Origin of the sequence: Microvirga alba (assembly GCF_015694465.1) — a bacterium.
GTDB lineage: Bacteria > Pseudomonadota > Alphaproteobacteria > Rhizobiales > Beijerinckiaceae > Microvirga > Microvirga alba.
The window spans coordinates 1-14,500 of the sequence record NZ_JADQDO010000024.1; the positions used below are offsets into that span (position 1 = coordinate 1).

Below are 14,500 nucleotides of genomic sequence, written 5' to 3' on the forward strand. Positions count from 1 at the left end.
TCCCGGCGATGCTGATGACCACCTCGTCCAAATGCCAGACGTCGTCGGCACTGGGCGGCTTACGGCGCAGCCGACGGGCATAGCCCGGCCCAAACTTCTTCCCCCACCGGCGGATCGTCTCATAGGAGACGAGGATACCGCGCTCCAAGAGCACCTCCTCCACCAGCCGCAAGCTCAACGGGAACCGAAAATACAGTCAAACCGCATGTGCGATTGTCCGTGGCGGAAAACGGTGGCGCTTGTAGGTGACTGCGGTCTGGCTCATCAGGCGCCAGTACCTGAGAAATCCTCACCCCGCGTTAACCTGACAACACCCGGCTGCGGCCTCATTCAACCGCTGACAGCCGGGGTCTTTCACAATCAAGGGGTGATACTGAAGCCGTTCGAACCGGAGGTGCATTTCAGGGCACTACTTCTGCTTCCGCCCAACCGTCGGCCCTCACGAATTCTGCAAGATTGTATCGCAGAGTTAGACAAGATCGCGGCGAACCTGTCTGGCCAGCTTGGCGACTGTAAATTGTGAAGCGCAAACACGTCTTCTCGAGGAGACCCCGCCATCCGGCACCAGATCATCTGGTGGCTGGGCCCTCCTGTCTGCGACATCAGTCCCGACACGCTTCAGCGCCGCCGCGTGCGGAAATGCGCTCCTTGCCGTGAAACACGGTCATCGTGTCGCGCCTGGCAATGCCAATAAGGGTCATGTCATGCAGGCGCGCGCGCTCCAGAGCGAATGAGGTGGGTGCGGAGATGGCGATGAGCGTCCGTGCGCCGAAGGCAGCGACTTTCTCCACGAGCTCGAAGGAGCATCGGCTCGTGACGATCACGAAACCCTGCTCGGGCGGGATCGCCTTGCGCAGGAGAAAGCCGATGAGTTTGTCGAGGGCGTTGTGGCGACCGACATCTTCACGAACAGCGATCAGGCGGCCGGCGAGGTCAGCCCACGCGGCTGCGTGAACCGCGCGCGTCTCGCTGTTGAGCGGTTGGGCATTGTCGAGCGCGGCGAGAGCCCGGCCGATGGCCGCAGCAGAGAGGACCGGAGCGTCCTTCGAGGGAGCGTGGGCTCGCGGCAGGGCATTGAGGTCTTCGATCCCGCATAGCCCGCACCCCGTGCGTCCCGTCAGCGCCCGCCGCCGCGCCAGATGGGCATGGAGACGTTCCGAGATCAGATCCATCTCGAGCTTGATGCCGTGCTCGTCTTCCTCGATGTGGATTGAACGGATATCCGCGATACGCTCGATGATTCCTTCAGTCAGGCTGAAGCCGTAGGCGAAATCCTCCAGATCCGAGGGCGTCGCCATCATCACGGCGAAGGGAATAGTGGCATAGACGAGATTGACCGGCGTTTCGACCGGGATCGCGCGGTCGGCCGTCAAGGGAGTCGTATCGGCGAATGGCACAATGAGGGTCGAGACGTCGATCGCGGCGGGCAAGCCAAATCCTTCCGTGTCGGACACCGCCAATCCTCCTTGAACAGGCACGGCGGCATGTGGTTTCAGCTTACACGCCGCCGCCATCGGTTCAAAACGGATCGATTTAGATTTAGATTTCGCTTGCCGTGATCGAGTAGCGCACTGTTTCCGGCGACAGACAATCGAGGCGCCCGGCGGCTGTCTCCACTTGCGGGTACATCAGAAAGCCGATGGCAGGCCCTTGCGAGCCGGGGAGGGCGAGATCGTGGGCGGTGTTGTAGGCAAGCCAGTTCCCTTCCCAGGCTCCGAACAGCATCTTCCTGGCCGCAATCACCTTCTCGTCATTGAGCGGCAGCCCCTCGGGCGTTTCCTCCAGCATCACTTTTCGCACATCGGCGGGATCCATCGCGACCCATCCGAGATCCGAAAAATAGACCTCCGAGCGGCAGTGCTGAGACTTCGTAATATTGGCTGTATTGGCTCCCAGGCTCTTATAGCCAAGCTTGGACGGGGCGACCCTGACGCCATAGATATCGCGTGCCGGAATCCCTGCGGCGCGAACCAGCGAAACGAAAAGGCCGTTCAGGTCGGCGCATTTCCCGCCGAAGTCGTTTGCCTTGAGCATGGCTGCCACGTCCCCTTCGCCGCAGCCGCGTGTTGCAGCGCGTCGAAAGGTGTTTTCCACCATCCATTCATAGATGGCGCGAACCTTGGCGATTTCGCCATCTGCGCCTGCCGTAATCTTGTCCGACAGGGCCTTCGCCGCTCCCGTCGTGGGAATGTAAGAGGTCTCGGAAAGATACAGGCTCTTCTCGGCAGCGCTGATGGGTTGAGCGTTGGGAGCGGCGAGGTCAGTCGCGCGGTCGCGGGCTGAGAAGCGGCTCGTGACTTCGACCGAAGGGGAACCCGTGCCGTCGTCCCAGATCACGTGAAGCATCTTCGCGCCATAGCGTGGATCGTCGACAAGCGTGGCCGATGCGCCGTTGGTGATCCAGGTGTCGTTCTCCGGGCGCGTCCATTCCGAAGCCTGAAAGCCGGCAAGGGGGATCCAGGCCTGAGACCGCCCTGCCGGAGCGGCGATTTCCAGCCGGGTCACGACCTCGAAACGTCGCCAAGGGGCAGCGAGGGGGGCGGCGCGGGGAGATACGGCAAAGGCCTTTCTCGGAAGTGCAGAGGCTGCGGAGAGGAGGGCGCCTGTCATGAGAATTTCACGGCGGGTTTTCATGAGATTGCTCCGGTCGAGAAAGGCGCAGAACGAATGCGCGCGCGAGATGCGTCGACTGGCAGGCTCGGAAAGGAGGCGAATTCATCACACGGCCGCGACCGGAGACCGGCGCAGGAAGGCGCTGTCGTGTGGAAGCGGCCCCGGCACGCGGGAGCTGTTTTGACAGGCACGCCGACGATTCTGTGGCGTCCGTGATTTTCGTCAATACAGCCGCGGCCGGCTCGGGCGCCGAAGAATGAACGCGTCGTCGCGGTGAAGCGCTTGAGACTGGAATTTCTCAAAATTGACCTACATCCAAGCCGAAGTACGGTTTGGTGCGTTCAACGAGGGAGGGTTGCCATGAATGTGGAACTCTCACGGCGTGGCTTCCTGACGGCGGCCGGCGTGGGCGTTGCGGGGACTTCGCTCGGAGCCTTCGGCTTCGGGGATCTGGAGGTGGCCCATGCCGCCGCAATCAGACCCTTCAAGCTCGTCAATACCATGGAGACGCGCAATACCTGCCCGTATTGCTCGGTCGCCTGCGGTGTTATTCTCTATTCCAAAGGCGACATCAGGAAGGGTGAAAACGCGGACATCGTCCATATCGAGGGCGACGCGGATCATCCGACCAATCGCGGCACGTTGTGCCCGAAGGGCGCCGCACTCAAGGATTTCGTCAAATCCGAAACACGGCTCAAATACCCGATGCTGCGCAAGCCGGGATCGGGCACGTTTGAGCGGATTTCATGGGACCAGGCCCTCGACCGGGTGGCCCGTCTCATGAAGGATGACCGCGACGCCAACTTCATCGCCACCAACAAAGCTGGCGTGCCGGTCAATCGCTGGACCTCGGTCGGTTTTCTCGCCGCATCGGCTACGACCAACGAAACGGCCTATCTGACCTACAAGGTTGTCCGCAGCACAGGGATCGTCGGTTTCGATAATCAGGCGCGCGTTTGACACGGCCCCACGGTGTCCAGTTTGGGCCCAACATATGGCCGTGGCGCGATGACCAACTCCTGGACCGATATTCGGAACACGGATCTCGTCATCATCATGGGCGGCAATGCTGCCGAGGCGCATCCTTGCGGATTTAAGTGGGTCACGGAAGCCAAGGCGACCCGTGGCGCAAAGCTGATCGTCGTCGATCCGCGCTTCACCCGCTCAGCGTCGGTCTCCGATTACTACGCCCCGATCCGGCAGGGCACCGACATCGCGTTCCTGCTCGGCGTCATCAATTACTGCATGCTGAACGACAAGGTGCAGTGGGAGTACCTCAAGGCCTTCACCAACGCGACCTATCTGGTGAACGAGGGCTTCACCTATCAGGATGGCCTCTTCACGGGGTATGACGAGAACAAGCGCGACTATGACCGCGCGACCTGGGAATACCAGATCGGGCCGGACGGTTATGCGCTGGTCGACGATACGCTGCAGAACCCGCGTTGCGTCTGGAACATGCTCAAGGCCCATGTGGCGGCCTACACGCCTGAGATGGTGGAGCGTATCTGCGGCACGCCCAAGGACAAATTCCTGACGGTCGCCCGGATGATCTCGGAATGCTCGATTCCGACCAAGACCATGACGTCGATGTATGCGCTCGGCTGGACACAGCATTCCAAGGGATCGCAGAACATCCGCACCATGGCGATGCTGCAGCTGATCCTGGGCAATATCGGCGTGCGCGGCGGCGGCATGAATGCCCTGCGCGGGCACTCGAACATCCAGGGCCTGACGGATGTGGGCCTGATGTCGAACCTGCTGCCGGGCTACCTCAACATCCCCGTCGAGAAGGAGACGGATCTCAATACTTATATGAAGAGCCGCGCCTTCAGGCCGCTGAGGCCCAACCAGACTAGCTACTGGCAGAACTACAAGAAATTCTTCGTCAGTTTCCAGAAGGCCATGTGGGGCGATGCTGCGAACGCGCAGAACGACTTCGCCTATCATTACCTGCCGAAACTGGACCTGCCGCAATACGACGTCCTGCGGGTCTTTGAGATGATGCACGACGGTGCGATCAACGGTTATTTCTGCCAGGGGTTCAACCCGCTGCTCGCCTTCCCAAACCGGAAGAAGATCACTGAATCCCTGTCTAGGTTGAAATGGCTGGTCACGATGGACCCGCTGGACACGGAGACGTCACGCTTCTGGGAAAACCACGGCGAATACAACGACGTAGATTCCGCTGCCATTCAGACGGAGGTGATCCAGCTACCCACCACATGCTTTGCGGAAGAAGATGGTGCGCTCACCAATTCCGGGCGTTGGCTGCAATGGCATTGGGCGGGCGGTACTCCGCCCGGTGAAGCCAAGCACGACAATTGGATCATGGGGCAGATCTATCGGCGCCTGCGTGCCCTCTACGAGAAGGAAGGCGGGGCCTATCCCGACCCAATCCTCAACCTCACCTGGAACTACAAGAATCCGGATGAGCCGACATCCGAGGAGCTGGCGAAGGAGCTCAACGGCTACGCTGTCGAGACGCTTCTCGATCCAGCCGACCCCACCAAGGTCGTGTTGGAAAAGGGTAAGCAGGTCGTCAACTTTTCGGTGCTGCGCGACGACGGTTCGACCGCTTGCGGTTGCTGGATCTATTCCGGCTGCTTCAACGAAGCGGGCAACAACATGGCCCGCCGCGACAATTCGGATCCAGGCGACACCGGGGCCTATCCCAACTGGACGTTCGCCTGGCCGCTCAACCGGCGCATCCTCTACAACCGCGCCTCTGCGGATCTCCAGGGCAAGCCGTGGGATCCGACTCGCAAGCTTTTGGAATGGGATGGGGAAAAGTGGGCCGGTTACGACGTGCCGGACATCGCTCCCAACGCCAAGCCGGACGTAGTCGGCCCCTTCATCATGAACCAGGAGGGAACAGCGCGCCTGTTCGCCCGTGGATTGATGCGGGACGGTCCATTCCCGGTGCATTACGAACCCTTCGAGGCTCCCATCGAGAACGTCATGGCCCCGAAGATCCGGGGTAATCCGGTCGCCCGCATCTTCCAGAACGATGTGGCGGATTTCGCCACATCGGCGGAATTCCCTTATGCGGCGACTTCGTATCGCCTGACGGAGCATTTCCACTACTGGACCAAGCATAATTGGGTGAATGCCGTCCTCCAACCCGAGTTCTTCGTCGAGATTTCGGAGCAGCTCGCGCAGGAGAAAGGCATCGCCAACGGCTCCTGGGTCCGCGTGTGGTCGAAGCGCGGATCGGTCAAGGCGAAGGCCGTCGTCACGAAGCGCATCAAGCCGCTCATCTGTGACGGCAAGACCGTCCACGTGGTCGGGATTCCCCTCCATTGGGGGTTCATGGGGCGGGCTCTGAAGGGGTGGGGGCCGAACTCCCTCACGCCATTCGTCGGCGACGCCAATATCGAGACGCCTGAATACAAGGCGTTCCTCGTCAACATTGAGCCCACGACCGGGCCGGCGACCTCCTGAGGAGAGACGCGATGGATCCGATACATACCGCGCAGACAAATCCGCCGGTCCAGAGCGTCCCTCCGCAGTTTTCGGAGAAGGACCTGATCCGCCGCTCAGCCTCCAGCGTGCCTGCTCCCGCGCGCCAGCTCGAGGAGGTGGCGAAGCTGATCGACGTGTCGAAATGCATCGGCTGCAAGGCCTGCCAATCGGCCTGCATCGAGTGGAACGACACCCATCCGGCCATCGAGACCAATGTCGGGAGTTACGTGAATCCGCACGATCTCACGCCCGACATGTTCACGCTGATGCGGTTCACGGAATGGGACAATCCGCAGACCGGCAACCTTGAGTGGCTGATCCGCAAGGATGGCTGCATGCACTGCGCCGATCCGGGCTGTTTGAAAGCGTGTCCCGCGCCGGGGGCCATCGTTCAATATTCCAACGGCATCGTCGATTTCGTTCACGAGAACTGCATCGGCTGCGGCTATTGCATCAAGGGATGCCCCTTCAACATCCCGCGCATCTCAAGGGTCGACCACACCGCCTACAAGTGCACCTTGTGCTCCGACCGCGTCGCGGTCGGGCAGGGCCCCGCCTGCGCCAAGGCCTGCCCCACGCACGCCATCTCCTTCGGCACGAAGGATGACATGAACAAACTCGCCGACAGCCGCATCACCGATCTGAAATCGCGCGGCTACGACAAAGCGGGCCTTTACGACCCTCCCGGCGTTGGCGGGACGCATGTCATGTATGTCCTGCACCATGCCGATCAGCCGGAAATCTATTCCAATCTGCCGAAGGACCCGAAGATCAGCCCGGTGGTCAAGGCCTGGAAGGGCATCGCGAAATATGTCGGCTTCGCCGCCATCGGGATCGCAGCGGCGGCGGGGCTTCTTCACTCCTCGCTCGTCGGCGCCAACCGGGTCACACGCGAGGATGAGGAAAATGCCGAGCGGTTGGTAAGGGACAAAACGTGATGGAACCCGAAGATGTCGAGCCGGGAGATGCCGTCCACCCCGGACATCCGGTGACGGTCAATCGGTACCGCAAGATTGCGCGCATCAACCATTGGATCACGGCGACGTGCCTCATCCTGCTGGCGATCTCGGGCTTGGCCCTGTTCCACCCCTCTCTGTTCTTCATGACGGGCTTGTTCGGTGGAGGACAGAACACGCGGGCCATTCACCCCTGGATCGGCGTCGTCCTGTTCTTCAGCTTTGCCGGCCTGTTCTTCCAATTCTGGCGCGCCAATATGCCGACGCGAACGGATGCAGTCTGGCTCTCCCGCGCCGGCGATCTCTTGGCCGGGCATGAGGAGCGGATGCCGGAGGTGGGAAAATACAATGCAGGCCAGAAGTTTATCTTCTGGAGCATGACCGTTCTGATCCTGGCTCTCATCGCGAGCGGATTGCTGATCTGGGACCAGTATTTCACCTACCTGACGACGATCCCGCAGAACCGCGTTCTCGTGCTGATCCATTCGCTGGCGGCCGTGGTGATCATTTGCGTCTGGATCATCCACGTTTACGCGGCCTTCTGGGTGCGGGGAACTTTGCGCGCCATGGTTCAGGGCTCCGTGACCGGCGGCTGGGCCTGGCGTCATCATCGCCGGTGGCTCCGCGAGCTCGTCACCGGTCACAAGGTCAGTCCGTGAGCCTTCGTCGCATTCGGGCTGCTCTCGCCAGTTCCCCGACGTGACCTATATCGGAATGAACTCTTGACCCCGTGGCCCGTGTGGTTCGTGAGGATCCATGACGAGTTCGATCCAGCCTGATCCCTCCGTTATCGGCCGCATTCCATCCCCGCCGCTTGCGCGCCTGCCGGACCCGGAGGCGATGTTCGAGCGCCGGGCACAGAGGCTTCTGGCCATTGCCGAGGTTAGCGATCTGGGCCCCTACCTCCGGTTTGTTGCCGGCTTGGCCCGTGTTCAGCACGACATTCAGCGTCGGTTGCCGGAGCCGGTTCTGCCCGATGAAGACGCAATCGTCCGGGCACGCGAATTCGGCATGCCGCCGCTCGATCGAAGCCGCATGAACCTCGATGACGTCGTGATCGAAACCCTGGGCCTGATGTTCGACGAAGCCTCCGTCATCGGCAAGCCGAAGGACGCCGAAGCGGCCTTGAAACGCGTCAAGGAGGCCGCGCCTGAGACGATGGCTGCGGTGACCCGCAATGTTCTCTCCGAAGCGATTCCCACTGACGCCATTGCCGAGCACGTCTACGTGGCCGCCGGGCTCCAGGTGCATTTTGCGCGGCTCGCGGCTCGCCTGGATGCGGCAAAGCTCGTGCGCATAGGCGATGGCGTCTGCCCATCATGCGGTGGAGCGCCTGTCTCATCGCTCGTCGTCGGCTGGATGGAAGCAGAGGGCACGCGCTATTGCTGTTGCTCGCTCTGCGGCACGCTCTGGAACGTGGTGCGCGTGAAATGCGTCCTGTGCAGCTCCACCAAGGGCATCGGCTATCAGGAGATCGAAGGCGGACCGGGAACCATCAAGGCGGAATGCTGCGACGTCTGTCGGGGTTATGTGAAGGTTCTTTATCAACAAAAGGACGTGTCGCTCGATCCGGTCGCCGACGATATCGCCAGTCTCGGCCTCGACCTCCTCATGCGCGAAGGCGAATATCGTCGCGGCGCTTTCAATGCCTTCCTGCTAGGGTTCTAGGCCGATGGCGCAGGCGGCAGGTTCGGCTTTTCGCGATATCCCGTCCGTCGATCATCTTCTCCGTCATTCTCCCATCGCGGCGCTTGTCGATGAGTATGGCCGCAGCGCCGTGACCGATGCAGTGCGTGATGTGCTCGCGGCGGCGCGCGACGCCGTGCGGAGCGGCGCATCCTTGCACCTCGACATCATCGTCGCCGATGTGCGCGACCTTCTGGCGGAACAAGCGCGTACGGGGCTGCGACCGGTCTTCAATCTCACCGGCACGGTCCTCCACACGAACCTTGGACGGGCGGTTCTGGCCGAAGAGGCGATTGCGGCGGCGGTCGCATCCATGCGGGATCCGGTCGCCCTCGAATTCGATCTCGAAAGCGGCAGCCGGGGCGAGCGTGACGACCATGTGCGGGATCTGATCTGCGAACTGACGGGCGCGGAAGATGCGACTATCGTCAACAACAACGCCGCAGCCGTTCTCCTCGTCCTGAATACGTTGGCGCCTGGCAGAGAGGCCATCGTCTCGCGCGGAGAGCTGATCGAGATCGGCGGCGCGTTCCGCATGCCGGAAATCATGGCGCGGGCTGGTGCAAGGCTAGTCGAGGTCGGAACCACCAACCGAACCCATGCGAAGGATTATCGCGCCGCCTTGTCGCCCGAGACCGGGCTCGTGCTCAAGGTCCACACGTCCAACTATCGCATCGAAGGTTTTACGGCCGCAGTCTCCGCGAAGGATCTGGCCACCATCGCCCATGAGAATGGGGTCCCCCTCGTCAACGATCTCGGCTCGGGAACGCTGGTCGATCTGTCCCGTTATGGCCTCGCCAAGGAGCCGACCGTGCGCGACGCTGTCGCCGAGGGGGCGGATCTCGTCACCTTCTCAGGCGATAAATTGCTGGGCGGCCCGCAGGCCGGCTTTATCGTGGGGCGCAGGGATTTGATCGCGGCCGTCAATCGCAACCCGATCAAGCGCGCGTTGCGGATCGACAAGATGCGGCTCGCGGCCTGCGAGGCGACCCTCAAACTCTATCGGGATCCAGATCGTCTGGCGGAGCGGCTGCCAACACTTCGCCTATTGGCTCGCCCTGTGGCGGAAATCGAAGCGCAGGCAATCCGCCTAGCTCCCGTTGTGAAACAAGCTCTTGATGGCGGAGCGGAGGTCGAGGTGGTGTCATGCCAAAGTCAGATCGGCTCGGGGGCGTTGCCGCTCGAAACGCTTCCGAGCGCAGGCCTTTCGATCTCGCCGCCAGGCGGCGGAAAGGCGCTCGATGATCTGAGCCGCGCCTTCCGAAACCTGCCGAAACCCGTGCTCGGGCGCGTGGACCGGGGTTCCCTGATCTTCGATCTGCGATGCCTCGTGGCGGAGGCGGACTTCATCCACAATCTGGCGTCGCTGCCTCGCGGGGCTCCGGAATGATCGTCGGCACCGCGGGCCATATCGATCATGGCAAGACCTCCCTCGTCAAAGCACTGACGGGCATCGATACGGATCGACTGAAGGAAGAAAAGGCGCGGGGCATCACCATCGACCTCGGCTTCGCCTATTGGCCTTTGCCCGATGGAAATGTGATCGGCTTCGTCGATGTCCCTGGGCATGAGCGCTTCGTGCATACGATGCTGGCGGGCGCGACGGGGATCGACTTCGCGCTTCTGGTGGTCGCTGCCGACGATGCGGTCAAACCGCAGACGCGCGAGCATCTGGCGATCATGGATCTGCTCGGCGTCGAGCACGGCATCGTCGCTCTTACCAAGGCAGACCGCGCCGGACCCGAGCAGCGGAAAAGTGCGATCGCGGAAATCGAAGCGCTTCTAGCCGGGACACGCCTGGGGGGCATCGACATCATCCCATTTTCTGTCGTGACAGGGGAGGGCGTCGAAGAACTGAAAACACGATTGTGGAATGCCGCGAAGACATCGCGCAAACGGGATTCGCAGGGGCTCTTTCGTCTCGCCGTCGACCGCAGCTTCACTTTGGCGGGGGCGGGCACCGTCGTGACGGGAACCGTTCTGTCCGGCGCGGTGAACGTGGGCGACCATGTGACCGTCAGTCCCTCCGGCCTCAGCGCTCGCATCCGGTCCATCCACGCGCAGAACAAGCCGACGCAGCGCGGCAGCGCGGGCGAGCGATGCGCTCTGAACCTGACGGGGGAGGGCATCACGAAGGATTCCATCGCCCGTGGCGATATGGTGCTCGACCCGGTCCTGCATGCGCCAACGGATCGGATCGACGCTCTCTTGCGTGTCCTGCCGAGCGAGACCAAGCCGATCGGACAATGGTTTCCCGTACGCCTTCATCATGCATCGGCGGATTTGGGCGCTCGCATCGTTCTCCTTGATGACAACCCAATCCCGCCCGGCGGCGAGGCGATGGTTCAACTGGTTTTGGATGCGCCGATAGCAGCCGCCTCCCAGGATGCCTTTGTCCTGCGTGATACGTCAGCGCAGCGCACCATCGGCGGCGGGACATTGGTGGATTTGCGCGCGCCAGCCCGCCACCGCCGCGGTCCCGAACGGCGAGCGCAACTTGCAGCTCTGGCCCAAGCGGAACCGACCAAAGCCATGATCGGACTTGCCGAGGCTGCGCCGCGATTTTTTGACCTCGTACGCTTTGCCCGCGACCGCGCTTTGGCCTTGCAGACGGTGAGGGCGCTTGCGCAACGCGTTCGCCTCGAGTGTCTCGATGGCCCCTCGGTGATCGCCCTCAGCGTGGAGACATGGAGAGGGTTCGCAGACGGTTTGATGTCAACGCTCGACGCCTTCCACGCCCAAAACCCCGACATGCAAGGCATGGGATTCGAGCGCTTGCGGCTCCAGTCCGATCCTCGTTTTCCTGCGGAGGTATTCCGCACCGCGCTGGACATTTTGGTCGCTGAGAAAAAGCTCGCTATCGACGGCTCCTGGGTGCGATTGCCCGGCCATGAAGTTCGCTTGAACGACAGCGAGGAACGTCTCTGGGCGCATATCAGGCCGCTTCTCAACGGTGCCGAGCGGTTCCGCCCCCCACGTGTACGCGACATCGCCACCATTTTGGATCAACCGGAAGCCGACATCCGCGCCCTGTGCAAATTGAGCAGTCGGCTGGGCCGGCTCGACGAAATCGCGCACGATCATTTCTTCTTGCGGGAAACGACGGGGGAGATGGTCGCCATCATCCAAAGCCTTGCTGCAGCTGCGCCCGATAGCCAGTTCACGGCTGCGCAATTTCGCGACAGGGTCGAGAACGGACGCAAGGTCGCCATCCAGATTCTCGAATTCTTCGATCGTCATGGCGTCACCCTGCGCCGTGGCGATCTTCGCCGAGTCAATAAATACAGGCTCGATCTGTTTCGTCCGGTTGCGGCGAGCAGAGAGAACCAGGGAGGAGAAGCGCCCCCGGTGGGGCGTCCGGACTTCAAATCCGGGTGGGGCCGCGAGCCGGTCCTAGGTGGGTTCGACTCCCACTCTCTTCCGCCATTTCCCAATGATCCCGTTCGGACGAACTAGAAGCTGATCATTGTCTCGAAATGGAGACATGATCTAAAGGTCGGTCGCAGGAAACGACCCGGGTCATATCAACATAATGGGCGATTACGCCCGGTCCGACGATCTCACTGTCGGCAGTGAAGCGCTCCCGCCGCTCAAGGGCGTGACCGCGCCGGCGCGGATTTCTGTCTGCTGTCATTCGACAGCCACCTCAGCGTCCTCGTGGCTCAACTCCGTTGCGCGCAGTGACCGGGCTGTCACAGCCGCGCGCGGATGTTCATCCACTGAGAGGCGAAAAACGTCAGGCCGGGCGTAGTGGCCAGCGACATCCAGGTCGTACTTGCCTCGAATCGTGTCGAGGAGATCAATATCGGCCGTCAGGATCGTCTCCTCGCCATAAACAGGACCGGCGAGAATATCGCCGAGCGGACCGATGATGACACTCCCACCCTTAATCAGTTCCGTCTTTGGATCGCTACCCTGGATGCAATCATAATCGGCCGGCGCGTCGGCGCGCGTTAGGTACTGGCAGGAGCTGAGGACGAACATCCGACCTTCACAGGCGATGTGCCGCATCGAGGCTTGCCAGACGTCGCGCTCGTCCACGGTCGGCGCGCACCAAATATTGATGCCTTTGGCATAGAGCGCCTGGCGCAAGTTGGGCATATAGTTCTCCCAGCAGATCGCCGCACCGATCTTGCCGACAGATGTATCGAGGACGGGGAGGGTGGAGCCATCGCCCTGACCCCAGACGAGTCGCTCGCTGGCGGTCGGCATTAGCTTGCGATGCTTGCCGAGCAACGTTCCGTCCGGACCGAAGAACAGAGCCGTGCAGTAAAGCGTCGCACCGTCGCGCTCGATGACGCCCACGACGAGATGCGCGCGCATTTCGGCGGCAAACGACCCGATTCGAGCGGTGGCCGGTCCGGGAACCTCAATCGCGGCTTGCCAATATCGGAGAAAATCCTCGCGCCCTGCCGCGCTGCGCGTGCCGACCCGCGCCCCGAAATCCAAACCCTTTGGATAGCCTCCGATATAGGCCTCCGGGAAGACCGCGAGTTCGACGCCCTGCTTGGCGGCAACCTCGCAATGAGCCTGCATCCGATCAAGCGTGCGGGGGGTGTCGAACAGACTTGAGCCGGCCTGGACAACGGCGACGCGGTGCATGGACATAGTTGTAACTCTCCTTGGGGCTGGGGCTCATCTTGCCTTTCGGAGGATTATCGATCAAAGCATATCATTGGATGCAGAAAATCAATCTCATCGATATTAGTCGCCTCGACCTCAACCTCGCAGTGACCTTCCTGGCCATTTGGCAGGAGCGCAGCGTGTCGAAGGCTGCCGTGCGTCTGTCACTTAGCCAATCAGCGGTGAGTGCAGCCTTGACGCGCTTGCGTGAGGCCGCGGGCGATCCCTTGTTCGTCCGCATGCGCGGTGGCATGGAGCCAACGCCCCGCGCCATCGACATGGCCAACAAGATGGAAGATGGAGTCGCCCTGATCCGTGGCGCATTCCTCCTGGACCGGAACTTCGATCCCGCCCGCAGCGATCGCCATTTCTCGTTCGGGATGTCGGACGACTTCGAACTGGCGGTCGGCCCAACGATCTCCCGGCGCCTGCAGGCGGAGGCGCCGGGGATTTCCATCGTGTTCCGCCAGACCAACCGTCATACTGTCGAACAGATGCTGGACGCCGGCGAGATCGATCTCGCAATCACGTCAGGCGCGCCGCAGCGCTCCTGGCTGGTACAAGACCATGTGAGCGAGTCCGGCTATGCGTGCCTGCTCGATCCAAGGCGCTGTAAAGTCAGCCTGCCCCTATCGCTCGAGGATTATCTCGCCTTGCCTCATGTGCTCGTGTCTTACTCGGGCCGGGATGGTATCGTCGATACCGGACTGAAGTCGATCGGCCGTATGCGTCGTGTCCATACGGCATTGACCCATTTCTCGGCGCTGCCATCCTTCCTTATGGCGATGGAGGCCGTGGCGACATTGCCGGCTCATGCAGCGGCAAGTCTCGCCATCGCATCATCACTGGAAGTCTCTCCCGTTCCGATCGATCTCGGACGCTATCCGGTTTCGATCGTCTCTCGTCGCGCCAGCGCGGCTGACTCCGGAATTGAGTGGATGACGAGATTGGTACGAGAGGCACTTCTTGCAGTACCGCTGACGACCGGGTGACCTCTACGCAATTTTCACGGTCCGCTGACGCGCGCGGCCATGTGCGGAATGACCTTTTCCGATTCCGGCCTGATCCGTGGAGACGGATGTCTTTCTTCGTCGTTCACGGCCTGTGTTTTGGCGTGCATTGAACGCAAAAAGCGCCGCGGTTATTCACCGGGGCGC

Annotated in this window: 9 protein-coding genes, 1 tRNA gene and 2 pseudogenes; 8 read left to right on the top strand and 4 right to left on the bottom strand. The window is 61.7% G+C overall.

From position 1 onward, the window contains the following. The 3 genes and pseudogenes from I2H38_RS20530 to I2H38_RS20540 all read right to left on the bottom strand — a co-directional run. Nucleotides 1–265: pseudogene (locus tag I2H38_RS20530) on the bottom strand (IS6 family transposase); the annotation flags it as partial. Nucleotides 266–602: 337 nt separating this feature from the next. Continuing rightward, on the bottom strand, nt 603–1,454 hold the full coding sequence (gene fdhD, locus I2H38_RS20535) for a formate dehydrogenase accessory sulfurtransferase FdhD (protein WP_324617460.1): 852 nt from the start codon (nt 1,452–1,454) through the stop codon (nt 603–605). An 85-nt stretch (nt 1,455–1,539) separates the two neighbouring features. After that, nucleotides 1,540–2,634: a transglutaminase-like domain-containing protein gene (locus I2H38_RS20540; protein ID WP_196273736.1), complete on the bottom strand. Its 1,095-nt coding sequence runs from the start codon at nt 2,632–2,634 to the stop codon at nt 1,540–1,542. Between the two features lie 339 nt (nt 2,635–2,973). Here I2H38_RS20540 and fdnG point away from each other — a divergent pair, with 339 nt between their 5' ends. From fdnG to I2H38_RS20575, 7 genes and pseudogenes are all read left to right on the top strand, one after another. After that, the gene (gene fdnG, locus I2H38_RS20545) at nt 2,974–6,057 is read left to right on the top strand and encodes a formate dehydrogenase-N subunit alpha (RefSeq protein WP_196273737.1); all 3,084 of its coding nucleotides are present in this window, start codon (nt 2,974–2,976) and stop codon (nt 6,055–6,057) included. Between the two features lie 11 nt (nt 6,058–6,068). Next, nucleotides 6,069–7,016 (top strand): formate dehydrogenase subunit beta, encoded by a 948-nt coding sequence (gene fdxH / locus I2H38_RS20550; protein WP_196273738.1) that lies wholly within the window; start codon nt 6,069–6,071, stop codon nt 7,014–7,016. Continuing rightward, nucleotides 7,013–7,693 carry a formate dehydrogenase subunit gamma gene (locus I2H38_RS20555; RefSeq protein WP_324617461.1) on the top strand — a complete coding sequence of 227 codons (681 nt, stop codon included), beginning with the start codon at nt 7,013–7,015 and terminating at the stop codon, nt 7,691–7,693. Before fdxH ends, I2H38_RS20555 begins: the two co-directional genes overlap by 4 nt. A gap of 97 nt (nt 7,694–7,790) precedes the next feature. Then, nucleotides 7,791–8,702: a formate dehydrogenase accessory protein FdhE gene (gene fdhE / locus I2H38_RS20560; RefSeq protein ID WP_196273740.1), complete on the top strand. Its 912-nt coding sequence runs from the start codon at nt 7,791–7,793 to the stop codon at nt 8,700–8,702. A gap of 4 nt (nt 8,703–8,706) precedes the next feature. Continuing rightward, nucleotides 8,707–10,110, top strand: a complete 1,404-nt coding sequence (gene selA / locus I2H38_RS20565; protein WP_196273741.1) for an L-seryl-tRNA(Sec) selenium transferase — start codon at nt 8,707–8,709, stop codon at nt 10,108–10,110. Continuing rightward, nucleotides 10,107–11,936 (top strand): annotated as a pseudogene (selB, locus tag I2H38_RS20570) (selenocysteine-specific translation elongation factor); the annotation flags it as partial. The gene selA and the pseudogene selB, both read left to right, overlap by 4 nt. Nucleotides 11,937–12,050: 114 nt before the next feature. Continuing rightward, nucleotides 12,051–12,146, top strand: a tRNA-Sec gene (locus tag I2H38_RS20575). 204 nt (nt 12,147–12,350) lie between these two features. Here the strand turns inward: I2H38_RS20575 and I2H38_RS20580 are convergent. Then, a complete protein-coding gene (locus I2H38_RS20580; protein WP_196273742.1) occupies nt 12,351–13,328 on the bottom strand; it encodes a carbon-nitrogen hydrolase family protein in 978 nt (325 codons plus the stop codon). A gap of 71 nt (nt 13,329–13,399) precedes the next feature. On the opposite strand from I2H38_RS20580, the gene I2H38_RS20585 reads away from it, so the two are divergent. Further along, nucleotides 13,400–14,335 carry a LysR substrate-binding domain-containing protein gene (locus I2H38_RS20585; RefSeq protein ID WP_196273743.1) on the top strand — a complete coding sequence of 312 codons (936 nt, stop codon included), beginning with the start codon at nt 13,400–13,402 and terminating at the stop codon, nt 14,333–14,335. Nucleotides 14,336–14,500: the final 165 nt, after the last annotated feature.

Bases quoted from the DNA above. Each gene is read 5' to 3' on its own strand.
- selA (WP_196273741.1), top strand. From the start codon at position 8,707: ATGGCGCAGGCGGCAGGTTCGGCTTTTCGCGATATCCCGTCCGTCGAT.
- I2H38_RS20585 (WP_196273743.1), top strand. From the start codon at position 13,400: ATGCAGAAAATCAATCTCATCGATATTAGTCGCCTCGACCTCAACCTC.
- I2H38_RS20580 (WP_196273742.1), bottom strand. From the start codon at position 13,328: ATGTCCATGCACCGCGTCGCCGTTGTCCAGGCCGGCTCAAGTCTGTTC.
- fdhE (WP_196273740.1), top strand. From the start codon at position 7,791: ATGACGAGTTCGATCCAGCCTGATCCCTCCGTTATCGGCCGCATTCCA.
- I2H38_RS20540 (WP_196273736.1), bottom strand. From the start codon at position 2,634: ATGAAAACCCGCCGTGAAATTCTCATGACAGGCGCCCTCCTCTCCGCA.
- fdxH (WP_196273738.1), top strand. From the start codon at position 6,069: ATGGATCCGATACATACCGCGCAGACAAATCCGCCGGTCCAGAGCGTC.